Source organism: Micromonospora sp. NPDC049497 (assembly GCF_044465805.1).
Classification (GTDB): Bacteria; Actinomycetota; Actinomycetes; order Mycobacteriales; family Micromonosporaceae; genus Micromonospora.
In genome coordinates this window covers 268,582-279,855 of record NZ_JBITMC010000005.1, presented here as the reverse complement: position 1 = coordinate 279,855, position 11,274 = coordinate 268,582, and the positions used below count along the sequence as shown (strand labels likewise).

Annotated in this window: 10 protein-coding genes; 2 read left to right on the top strand and 8 right to left on the bottom strand. The window is 73.0% G+C overall.

Annotation, left to right across the window (positions count from 1 at the left end):
• Positions 1 to 119 precede the first annotated feature (119 nt).
• The 6 genes from purE to mca form a co-directional block, all read right to left on the bottom strand.
• Positions 120 to 611, bottom strand: a complete 492-nt coding sequence (purE, locus tag ACIBR0_RS10695) for a 5-(carboxyamino)imidazole ribonucleotide mutase (protein ID WP_357033037.1) — start codon at positions 609 to 611, stop codon at positions 120 to 122.
• On the bottom strand, positions 608 to 1,789 hold the full coding sequence (locus ACIBR0_RS10690; protein WP_396714271.1) for a 5-(carboxyamino)imidazole ribonucleotide synthase: 1,182 nt from the start codon (positions 1,787 to 1,789) through the stop codon (positions 608 to 610). The genes purE and ACIBR0_RS10690 overlap by 4 nt, the downstream gene beginning before the upstream one ends.
• Positions 1,790 to 1,827: 38 nt before the next feature.
• Positions 1,828 to 3,873 (bottom strand): thioredoxin domain-containing protein, encoded by a 2,046-nt coding sequence (locus tag ACIBR0_RS10685; RefSeq protein ID WP_396714269.1) that lies wholly within the window; start codon positions 3,871 to 3,873, stop codon positions 1,828 to 1,830.
• Between the two features lie 64 nt (positions 3,874 to 3,937).
• A complete protein-coding gene (locus tag ACIBR0_RS10680; protein WP_396714267.1) occupies positions 3,938 to 6,463 on the bottom strand; it encodes a putative bifunctional diguanylate cyclase/phosphodiesterase in 2,526 nt (841 codons plus the stop codon).
• A gap of 179 nt (positions 6,464 to 6,642) precedes the next feature.
• On the bottom strand, positions 6,643 to 6,936 hold the full coding sequence (locus ACIBR0_RS10675; RefSeq protein WP_396714265.1) for a hypothetical protein: 294 nt from the start codon (positions 6,934 to 6,936) through the stop codon (positions 6,643 to 6,645).
• Positions 6,937 to 6,984: 48 nt separating this feature from the next.
• A complete protein-coding gene (gene mca / locus ACIBR0_RS10670) occupies positions 6,985 to 7,866 on the bottom strand; it encodes a mycothiol conjugate amidase Mca (RefSeq protein ID WP_396714263.1) in 882 nt (293 codons plus the stop codon).
• Between the two features lie 189 nt (positions 7,867 to 8,055).
• Here mca and ACIBR0_RS10665 point away from each other — a divergent pair, with 189 nt between their 5' ends.
• Complete coding sequence (locus tag ACIBR0_RS10665; RefSeq protein ID WP_396714261.1) at positions 8,056 to 8,490, top strand: DUF4307 domain-containing protein; 435 nt, start codon at positions 8,056 to 8,058, stop codon at positions 8,488 to 8,490.
• A gap of 98 nt (positions 8,491 to 8,588) precedes the next feature.
• Positions 8,589 to 9,086: a transcription elongation factor GreA gene (gene greA, locus ACIBR0_RS10660; protein ID WP_396714259.1), complete on the top strand. Its 498-nt coding sequence runs from the start codon at positions 8,589 to 8,591 to the stop codon at positions 9,084 to 9,086.
• Positions 9,087 to 9,177: 91 nt separating this feature from the next.
• Here the strand turns inward: greA and ilvA are convergent, their stop codons facing one another.
• Together ilvA and ACIBR0_RS10650 are read right to left on the bottom strand one after the other, a co-directional pair.
• Positions 9,178 to 10,398: a threonine ammonia-lyase gene (gene ilvA, locus ACIBR0_RS10655; protein ID WP_396714257.1), complete on the bottom strand. Its 1,221-nt coding sequence runs from the start codon at positions 10,396 to 10,398 to the stop codon at positions 9,178 to 9,180.
• Positions 10,395 to 11,255 carry a DUF4328 domain-containing protein gene (locus ACIBR0_RS10650; protein ID WP_396714255.1) on the bottom strand — a complete coding sequence of 287 codons (861 nt, stop codon included), beginning with the start codon at positions 11,253 to 11,255 and terminating at the stop codon, positions 10,395 to 10,397. Before ACIBR0_RS10650 ends, ilvA begins: the two co-directional genes overlap by 4 nt.
• Positions 11,256 to 11,274 lie beyond the last annotated feature (19 nt).

Here is an 11,274-nt window from a genome sequence, read left to right as displayed (position 1 = left end):
CTCGGTATGTCACACAGACATATTCATGTCCGTGTGAGACACCGCGAGGATGCCCGTTGCCTCCCGGCCGCCGTCACCGACCGTGACAGCCGGCGCGCGGGACGGCCGGGGTAGGGCGCTCAGGCGAGGGAGGCGCGGAGCGCGGCGTCCTTCTCGGCCACCAACTGCTCCAGGTCGGCCTGGTAGGCCGCCATCCGGTCGAGCAGGTTCCGGTCGCTGGCCCCGAGGATCCGGACGGCGAGCAGGCCGGCGTTGCGGGCGTTGCCGATCGACACGGTGGCCACCGGCACGCCGGCCGGCATCTGCACGATCGAGAGCAGCGAGTCCATGCCGTCGAGGTGCTTCAGCGGCACCGGCACACCGATCACCGGCAGGGGCGTCACCGAGGCGACCATGCCGGGCAGCGCGGCGGCACCGCCGGCACCGGCGATGATCACCTTGAGGCCCCGGTCGGCGGCGGCACGCCCGTAGTCGATCATCTTGACCGGAGTGCGGTGCGCGGAGACCACCTCGACCTCGTACGGGATCTCGAACTCGCCGAGCACGTCGGCGGCGGCCTTCATGGTCGGCCAGTCCGAGTCACTTCCCATGATCAGTCCGACGGTGCTCACTGGTGTCCCTCCCGCAGCCAGCGGGCGGCTCGGGCGGCCCGCGTCCGTACCTGGTCCAGGTCCTCGCCGAGCACGGTCACGTGCCCGATCTTGCGGCCGGGGCGCACCTGCTTGCCATAGAGGTGCACCTTGGCGCCCGGCTCCGCCGCGAACAGGTGGTGCAGCCGCTCGTCGATCGAGATCCCGCCCGGCTCACCGCCGAGCACGTTCGCCATCACCACGGCCGGCGCGGTCAGCGAGGTGTCCCCCATCGGGTAGTCGAGCACCGCCCGCAGATGCTGCTCGAACTGGGAGGTGCGGGCACCCTCGATGGTCCAGTGCCCCGAGTTGTGGGGGCGCATGGCCAGTTCGTTGACCACGACGCGGGCACCACCGGGGACGGCCGGGTCGGCAACCTCGAACAGCTCCACGGCCAGCAGGCCCACCACGCCGAGCGCGGTCGCCAGGTCGATCGCGAGCTGCTGCGCGGCGACCGCCAGCTTCTCCGGCAGACCCGGCGCCGGGGCGAGCACCTCGACACAGATGCCGTCGCGCTGCACCGTCTCCACCACCGGGTAGACGGCGACCTGGCCGAACGGTGAGCGGGCCACCTGCACGGCCAGCTCCCGACGCAGCGCCACCCGCTCCTCCACGATCAGGGAGGTGCCGCCGGCGAGCAGGGTGGCCGCCAGCTCCGCGGCCTGCGCCGCGTCCGCGACCATCCAGACGCCGCGGCCGTCGTAGCCGCCCCGGGCCGCCTTCAGCACCACCGGCCAGCCCACCTCGTCCCCGAAGGTCACCAGGTCCGCCGGTGCCGTCACCGGACGCCACGCGGGGTTCGGGGCACCCAGCTCGCCGAGGCGCTCCCGCATGATCCGCTTGTCCTGCGCGTGGAGCAGGGCGTCGGCCGGCGGAAAGAGCTTCACCCCCTCGGCGGCCAGCGTGCGGATGTGCTCGGCCGGGACGTGCTCGTGGTCGAAGGTGACCACGTCACAGCCCTTCGCGAAGGTGCGCAGCGCGGCGAGGTCGGTGTGGTCGCCGTACTGGACGTCGGCCGCGACGAGTGCGGCACCGTCGTCCGGGGCGAGCGCGAGCACGCGCAGCGACTGGCCGAGGGCGATCGCGGACTGGTGGGTCATCCGGGCCAGCTGGCCGCCACCCACCATGCCGACAACGGGCAGACCGGTACGGGAATCCATAGCGGGCGCCAGCCTATCCGGCCTGCGGTACCCCGCCCCTACCGGCCGGTGAGCTGCGCGACCAGGTCGCCCTCGTCGGTCACCGGGCGTTCGCAGACGAAACCCCGGCAGACGTACGCGGTGGGGCGCCCGTCGACCATCGGCCGGTCGGCGAGCAGCGGGATCCCCGGTGCGCCGGACGGGCCCGCCACGATCACCGCGCCGGGCGGGGCGTGCCGGTGCGCCGCCACGAGCAGCGGGTCCCCGGCCGGGTCCTCGGTGACCACGGCGACCTCGTACGGCCCGGAGAGCACCGCCTCCCCGACGGTGGCCGCGTAGCCGGTGAAGCGGGCGTGCCGGCCGACGATGGGCGCCACGGTCGACAGGGCGGCCTCGGCCGCCTCCCGGTAGCGGGTCTCCCCGGTCAGCGCCGTGTACGCGACGAGCGCCGCGACGATCGCCGACCGGCCCGACGGGGTGGCGTTGTCGGTGGGGTCGGCCGGTCGCGCGACGAGCTGCTCGGCGTCGTCGGCGGTGTCGTAGAAGCCGCCACCCGGCGCGGCGAAGTGCTCCAGGGCGACGTCGAGCAGCCGCCCGGCCGCGGTGAGCCAGCGGCCCTCACCGGTGAGCTGGTGCATGGCGCAGAACGCCTCGGCGACGCAGCCGTAGTCCTCCAGCACCCCGGCGGACTCGCCGACCCGCCCGTCCCGGGAGGTACGGCGCAGCCGGCCGTCCACCACGTGCACCCGGGCGAGGTGCTCGGCGGCGTCCCGCATCGCGCCGTCGGCGACGATCGTGACGCCCTCCATGAGGTTCGCGTCCTCGGCCGGGCCGGCCAGCGCGTACGCGGCGGCGACCTGCTGGAACTCGGCGATCGCGGTGATCGCCAACCCGTTCCAGGCGGCGACCACCTTGTCGTCGCGGGCCGGCTGCGGGCGGTTGTCCCGGACCGCCAGCAGTCGACGTGACACGTCCTGCCAGCGGCTTCGCACCTCGGGGTCGGCGTCGTCGATGTCCCGGGCCAGGCGTAGCACGCTGCTGCCGTGCTCGAAGGTGCCGGATTCGGTGACCCCGAACAGGTCGGCGGCGAAGCGGCCGTCGTCCTCGCCCAGCGTCTCGACGAGCTGCGCCGGCGTCCACACGTAGGTCAGACCCTCGACCCCGTCGGTGTCGGCGTCCAGCGCGGAGGCGAAGCCCTCGCCGGGGCGGTGCAGCTCGTCGGCGAGGAACCGGGCCGTGTCCCGGGCGACCCTGCGCGCCAGCGGGTCGCCGGTCAGCCGCCACAGCTGCGTGTACGTCCGCAGCAGCAGCGCGTTGTCGTAGAGCATCTTCTCGAAGTGCGGCACGGTCCAGTGGCCGTCCACCGAGTACCGGGCGAATCCGCCGGCGAGCTGGTCGTGCAGGCCGCCCCGCGCCATCGCCTCGCAGGTGTGCCGGACGATCTCCAAGCTGCGCGGCGAGCCGGTGCGCTGGTGGTGCCGCAGCAGGAAGAGCAGATTCATGTGCGGCGGGAACTTCGGCGCGCCGCCGAACCCGCCGTTCGTCGCGTCGTACTCCCTCCAGAGCTGCTCGGCCGCCGCGTCGAGCACGGCGGCGTCGAGCGGTGCGGTGGGGCCGCCCACGGCCTGGGCACCGCCGATCGCCTCGACCACGGCGGACCCCTGCTTGAGTACCGCCTCGCGCTGGTCGCGCCAGGCGGTGGCGACGGACTGCAGCAGGCGGACGAAGTTCTCCCGGGGGAAGTAGGTGCCGCAGAAGAAGGGGGTGCCGTCCGGCGTGGCGAAGACGGTCATCGGCCAGCCGCCCTGCCCGGTCATCGCCTGCGTGGCGGTCATGTAGACGGCGTCGACGTCCGGGCGCTCCTCCCGGTCCACCTTGATGCACACGAAGTCGTCGTTCATCAGGGCGCCGACGTGCTCGTTCTCGAACGACTCGTGCGCCATGACGTGGCACCAGTGGCAGGCCGCGTACCCCACCGAGATGATCACGGGCACGTCCCGCCGCTTCGCCTCGGCGAACGCCTCGTCGCACCAGGGCCACCAGTCGACCGGGTTGTCGGCGTGCTGGAGCAGGTAGGGCGAGGTCGAGTCGGCAAGTCGGTTCACCCGACGACCATAACCATCCCGACCGGCACCCGCCGGAGGAGTCGACCGTGTTCGCGGGGTGGGGTCAGCCGGCACCGTCGGCGCGGAGGGGGAAGACGTTGGGGCGGGCCTCGTCGAGGAGGGTGTTGAGGACCGCCCCGATCTTGTCGGCCGGCATGGGCTTGAAGAAGTGGTAGCCCTGGGCGGCGGTGCAGCCCAGCTCGGCCAGCACGGACCGCTGCTCGGCCGTCTCCACGCCCTCGGCCACCACGCGCAGCCCCAGCTCATGAGCGAGACCCACGGTCGTTCGGACGATCGCCGCCGCCTCCGGTGAGTCGGCCATCCGGATCACGAAGGAACGGTCGACCTTCAACTCGTCCACCGCGATCCGGGTGAGGAACGTCAGCGACGAGAAGCCGGTGCCGAAGTCGTCGACCGCGAGCTGCACACCCATCGTCCGTAGCGTGGCGAGCACCTCGTCGATGACCTCCAGCTCGCTCATCACCACGGTTTCGGTGATCTCCAGGACCAGCCGGCCCGGCGGCACCTGGTGCCGGCGCAGCGCGTCCGCGATGTCGGTCGGGAGTTTCGGGTCGAGCAGGCTGCGGGCCGAGAGGTTCACCGAGATCGGCACGTCCACGCCGTCCCGGGCCCACCCCGCGGCGACCGCCAGCGCCTTGTCCAGCACGTACCGCGTGAACGTGCCGAGCTGCTCGCTGTTCTCCACCGGGCGGATGAAGTCGTGCGGGCCGAGCCAGCCCCGGCGCGGATGCCGCCACCGGATCAGGGCCTCCACACCGGTCGGCGCCCCGGTGGCGAGGTCCACGGCGGGCTGGAGCGCCAGCACCAGTTGGTCGTCGGCGGCCAGTGCCTCCCGCAGCTCCGCGAGCAGCGCCAGCTGGTCGGTGCTGGCCGCGTCCCGGGCCGCGTCGTACGCGGCGACGCTGCCGCCGCCCTCCTTGGCCTGGTACATGGCGATGTCGGCCCGGCGCAGCAGCTCGGTCATGTCGGCGGTGCCCGCGTCGGCGACGACCACCCCGACGGAGACCTCGACCGACATCCGCACCCCGGCCACCTCGGTGGGGGCGGCGAGCCGCTCGGCGATCTCACGGGCCTGGCGCAGCGCGTACGCCATCGGTGCCGTGCGGTCGCCGACCACCGGGACCGACGTGAGCAGCAGGGCGAACTCGTCGCCGCCCAGCCGCCCCAGCAGGTCGCCGGTGCGGGCCAGGACACCCAGGCGGCTCGCGGTCAGTCGCAGCAGCTGGTCGCCGGCCGCGTGCCCGAGGGTGTCGTTGACCTCCTTGAACTGGTCGATGTCGAGCAGCAGGAGGGCCACCGGGTGGTCGTGGGCGAGCTGCCGCAGCGTCTGGTCGCCCTTGCCGAGCATCGCCGCACGGTTGACCAGCCCGGTCAGCGGGTCGTGCACCGCCTCGTACGACGACCGGGCGGTGACCAGCCGCAGCTCCCGGTGGGTCGCGGCGTCGTGCAGGGCGGCGGCGAGGGCGTCGCCGAACGCGGCCACCGCGTCGTGCTCGCGGGCCGTCGGCGGCGACGACCGGGGCAGGCGTACGCGCAGCGCCCCCACCTGTGTGGCACCCACGGTGAGGGTGCGGACCAGCTCGTACTCCGCCGGTTCGTCGGCGGCGGGCGGACCGACCTCGCGGTCGACGACCTGGCCGCTCGGATCGCCCCGGTAACGCCGCCACCGGCCCTCGCCGCGCGCCACGTCCACCTCGACCAGCTCGGCGTGGAACAGGGCCAGCGCGCCGGTCACGGCGGCGGTCGCGACCCCTCGCTCGTCGAGCTGGTTGAGCGCGGCGGTCGCGTCGGCGAAGGCCCGCCAGGCCCGCCGTTCCTGGTCGGCCCGGAGCCGGTGCCGGTAGGTCTGCTGGAGCAGCCAGAGCGGCGGCGGGAGCAGCAGCAGCCAGCGCGCGTCCAGTTCCAGCAGCGCGACCACGACCACGCCGACCGCGACGTTGCCGACGAACATGAGCAGCTTGCCGCGCAGCGCCGCGAGCATGAGGGGCCCGACGGGTACGCCGTACCGCAGGGCCAGCGTGCCGGCGCCCAGCAGGGCGCTGACGAGGAGGTACGCGACGCAGCCGGCGAGCAGCGCGAGCGCGAGGGCCGGGGTGGGCGGGGTGAGCAGCGGCCGACCCAGCGCGCTGGTGACCGCGACGGCGAGCGCGGTGGCGGCCGACAGCGAGGCCGCGATCCGGACGATCTCCCACACCGGCCGGCGGTCGGAGAACATCGACATGGCGGCCCAGGCGAGCCCGGCGCCGCACAGGGTCGCCGCGGGAAGCCAGCCCGCCGGCGCCAGGTAGAGGCAGACGATGAGGGCGGCCTCGCCCCAGGTGATGCTCACCAGGCCGGCGGAGGTGCGGAACCGCAGTCGGGCCAGTTGGGCGAGGGCGACGACGCCGACGGCGAGACCGAAGCGGGCCGGCCCGCCCAGCGGGTCGTCCGCCGGGAGACCGGTCGGCAGGGTCGCACCGAGCGCGGAGGCGACCAGGGCGGTCAGCGTTACCGCGGCGGTGAGCAGGAGCAGTCGAGCCCGGACGCCGGGCACCTCCCGCCAGGGTTCGCCGGCCCCGGCGGAGGTCACCGAGCCCCTCCTGCCGCCGGCCGTCCGGAGGTACGACGAGCCGCCGCTGCTGTGACGGTCATCGGCGCCCCCTTCCGCGCACGGCTCGGGGACTTCTGGTCCCCCCGGCGGAAGGCTAAGCCAAACCCGGTGGCCGCAACAGGGGGCGACCACCGGGTTCGGCGTGATTCATGGCCGGACTAGCCGTTCCGGTGCTGCTGACGCCCGTCGGGTGCGTTCGAGGATGAATCCTGCTTTTCCATGCCGTCTGTCGGATCACCGACTGCCGCGTCGGCCCTGGTGTGGTCGGTCGACTGCGGCTGCTGCGGGAACCGGTCGGGCAGCCGTCGGAGCCGGGCGTTCATGTTGCGGATCAGCAGGACGGTGGCGGTCGCCAGGAGCAGGATGAGGAACAGGCCCATCGGCCCGGCCAGCCCGCCCGTGCGGGTGTCCCCGAAGTTGTTCTGGGCGAGCACCTGGGTCGCGGTCAGCATGGTGTTCCTCCGATGTGCGGTTGGAGACCAGAGTAGCCCCGTGCCCGGTCAGCGGGCATGGGCCGTCTCGCGCACACCGGCGAAGAGGTCCGACTCCGGCAGCGGACTGTCGACCAGCGACCGGACCAGCTCGAAGTCCTCCGTCGGCCAGGCCCGCCGCTGGAGGTCCATCGGCACGTGGAACCAGAAGCCGTCCGGGTCGATCTGGGTGGCGTGGGCGCGCAGGGCGTCGTCCCGGACCGGGAAGTAGTCGGCGCACTCGACGCGGGTGGTGATGCGCGGGCCCTTGTCCGGCCGGTCCTCCCACCGCTTGATCCACTCCCCGTACGGCGACTCCAGGCCGGCGGCGAGCATCCCCTCGTGCAGGGCCATGATCTTGCCCTTGGAGAACCCGATGTCGTAGTAGAGCTTGAGCGGCTGCCAGGGCTCCCCGAGGTCCGGGTAGCGCTCCGGGTCACCCGCCGCCTCGAACGCCTCGACGCTGATCTTGTGCGTCATGATGTGGTCGGGGTGCGGGTAACCGCCCTCCTCGTCGTACGTGGTGACGACGTGCGGACGGAACTGCCGCATCAGGCGCACCAGCGGCCCCGCCGCGTCCTCGACCGTCTGGAGGGCGAAGCAGCCCTCGGGCAGCGGCGGCAGCGGGTCACCCTCGGGCAGCCCCGAGTCGACGAAGCCCAGCCAGGCCTGCTCGACGCCGAGGATGGCGCGGGCGGCGTCCATCTCGGCGCGACGGATCTCCCCGATGTCGGCCCACACGTCCGGTCGATCCATCTTCGGGTTGAGCACACTTCCGCGCTCTCCCCCGGTGCACGTCACCACGAGGACGTCCACGCCCTCGGCCACGTACTTGGCGGTGGTAGCGGCACCCTTGCTGGACTCGTCGTCCGGATGCGCGTGCACGGCCATGAGTCGCAGTCGCTCTGCCACCTTTGGCGCTCCTCGTCTCTGCCCGCCGGCGGTCACCCCCGGACCGCCCGGCTGACCTGCCGTAATCCTGCCCCGTGCCCGGACCTGCCGGCGCCGACCTGTCATGCTTGACAGCAGGGCCGGCTGGGAGAATGGAACTCTGCCATTCTTGCCGATCCAGCCGACAACAACGCCAGGAGATACCCGCCGGTGACCGAGACGCACGCCACAACCGGAACGGACGCGCCGGTATTCCCGCCCGGCCGTTACGGCCGTCGCCGGCAGCCCGGCCGCCGCCGTCCGCTGCTGGTCGCGCTGCTGGCGGTCGCGCTGGTGGCCGCGCTGGGCGTGGTCAGCCTCCGGCTCTACCAGCAGTACGGCGATCCGACCTACCGGGCCGAGGTGATCACCTACACGGAGATCACCGACGAGCAGGTGCTGGTCGACTTCCGGGTGACCGTGCCGGAGGGCGGCCGGGCCGTGTGCGTGCTGCGGGCCCGGGACCGCGCCGGCGCTCAGGTCGGCCTGGAACAGGTGACCGTGACCGCGTCGCCCGGGCAGCGGCACGTCACCACGCGGCACCGCCTGGCGACCAGTGGCCGCGCGTTCATCGGCGAGGTCCTGCGCTGCCGGCCCGCCGCCTGACCGGACCGGGCGCTTGATCACCGGCAACGTGTGTCGTACGGCACTGGTAACTTGGAACTTCACCTGTCAGCCAGCACGCACATATGAGGAGAACGCCTGTGTCCACTGGCAACGAGGCGCCCGCCACCTGGCTGTCCCAGGACGCGTTCAACCGCCTCCAGGCTGAGCTCGACGAGCTGATCGCCAACCGGCCGGTCATCGCGGCCGAGATCAACGCCCGGCGCGAGGAGGGCGACCTGCGGGAGAACGGTGGCTACCACGCCGCCCGCGAGGAGCAGGGCAAGGCCGAGGGTCGCATCCTCTACCTGAAGGAGCTGCTCCGCACCGCCCAGGTCGGCGAGGCCCCCACCGCCGACACCGTGGCGCCCGGCATGGTCGTGACGATCTACTTCGACGACGACAAGGACGACACCGAGACCTTCCTGCTCGGTTCCCGGGAGATCTCGTCGACCACGGACCTGACGGTCTACAGCCCGGAGTCGGCGCTGGGCAAGTCGATCCTGCACTGCCGTCCCGGCCAGACCTGCACCTACACCGCCCCCAGCGGCGCGGACATCAAGGTGACCGTGGTCAGCTTCGAGCCGTTCTCCGGCTGAGTCCCACCTCCGGGCGCCCCACCGGCCGAGCCGGTCGGAGCGGAGCACGCGACGTGCGACATCGAGGACCGAGGCGTGACACCGACCGGTGTCACGCCTCGGCCGCGAAGACCACCTGGTAGCCGCTCGCCCGCAGGGCGCTGATCAGCGTGTCCGAGTGCTCCACACCGCGGGTCTCCACCGACAGCGCGACCTCCACCTCGCCCAGTCGCAGGTGCGGGTTGGCCCGCTGGTGCTCGACGTCCACCACGTTCGCCCGGTGCTCGGCGATCTCGCTGAGCAGCGACGCGAGCTGGCCCGGCCGGTCCGTGCAGCGCACCGTGACCCGCAGGTAGCGACCGGCGGCGGCGAGGCCGTGCTCGATGACCCGCATCATCAGCAGCGGGTCGATGTTGCCGCCGGAGAGCACCGCCACGACCGGGGCCTCCACCTCCACCGCGCCGGCCAGCAGCGCGGCCACACCGACCGCGCCGGCCGGCTCGACCACCTGCTTGCCGCGCTCCAGCAGCATCAGCAGCGCCCGGGAGATGTCCTCCTCGGAGACCGTCACCACCTCGTCGACGAGCTTGCGGACGTGGGTGAAGGTCAGCTCCCCCGGCCGCCCGACCGCGATGCCGTCGGCGATCGTGCTGAACGCCGGGAGGCGTACCGGTTCGCCGGCCACCAGTGAGGGTGGGAAGGCTGCGGCGCTGGCCGCCTGCACGCCCACCACGCGGACGTCGGGGCGCAGCGCCTTCGCCACCACCGCGATGCCGGACACCAGGCCACCACCGCCCACCCCGGTGATGATCGTCTTCACGTCGGGGCACTGTTCGAGGATTTCCAGCGCCACCGTGCCCTGGCCGGCGATAACGTCGGGGTGGTCGAAGGGGTGGATCAGCACCGCACCGGTCCGCTCGGCGAACGTCTGCGCCGCGACCAGCGACTCGTCGACCGTGTTGCCGACCAGTTCGACGCGCGCGCCGTACCCCTTGGTGGCCGCGACCTTCGGCAGCGGCGCGTTCACCGGCATGAAGACGGTGGCGTGCGTACCGACCAGACCGGCGGCGAGCGCCACCCCCTGCGCGTGGTTGCCGGCGCTCGCGGCCACCACGCCACCGGCCCGCTCCGCCTCCGACAGCCGGGAGATCCGCACGTACGCGCCGCGCACCTTGTAGGAGCCGGCCCGTTGCAGGTTCTCGCACTTGAGCCAGGCCGGGCCCCCCAACTGCGCGCTCAGCGGCCGGGAGGGCTCCAGCGGGGTGGTACGGACGACGCCCGCGAGCAGCTCACGCGCGGCGCGTACGTCGTCCAGGCCGACCAGTTCCGTCATGCCCCGATCGTGCCACCCGCCGCCGGCGCGGCCGGCGGCGACGCCAGGTACACGCCGATGGGAGCGGACACGGTCGAGCCGGGCAGGACGGGACCGCTCGACGCCCGGGCGATGCGCGCCTCCTGCGCGGCGGAGATCCGGTGGATCAGCACGATCAGCGAGGTCCCGGCCACCGCGCACGCCAGGCCGACGACGGCATACGGGCCGATCGCGGCTGTGAAGTAGTCGGTGTACGCCTGGAACTGGGCGGAGGTCCGGGGGGTCGAGGCCAGGGCAAGGTAGGCCCGGAGGTCGTTCCGCCCGACGTACCAGTCGCCGAACAGGAACACCAGCCAGGCGCCCCACCAGAGCTTGACCAGCCCGGGGGTGGACAGCCGCCACAGGCTGTCCCGGGCGATGTTGGCGACCACCCGGTACGGCACGACGAAGTTGGCGAACGGCACGAGCCACCCGGCAATCGCCCAGCCGTCGGAGAGTTGGCCGCCCGCGCCGGGGAAGGCGTCCAGGTTCTTGAAAGCCCGCCAGGTCCAGATGATCATGAGGACGGCGGCGGTCAGGACGCCGACCAGGTACGGCAGGCCCGCCGCCGTCTGCAGCAGGTCCGCCGTCAGCACGAGGTCAGCGTCGAGCCGGCGGCCCGCCTCCGCCGTGATCGCCGCGCTGACCGGCAGGGCCAGCACCGTCAGCAGGTAGCCCAGGGTGGCCACGCCGACGGCCACCGCGGTGGCCCGCCCGATTCCGCGCACCGGCCGGACCTGCACGTCGGGCCGGAGGACGGGCGCACCGACGGGGGTGTGGCAGGTCGGGCACTCCTGGATCGTCGCCGTGTTGTCGTGGTCGCAGGTGGGGCACCGCATGGCCGGCCGTCCTCGCTCG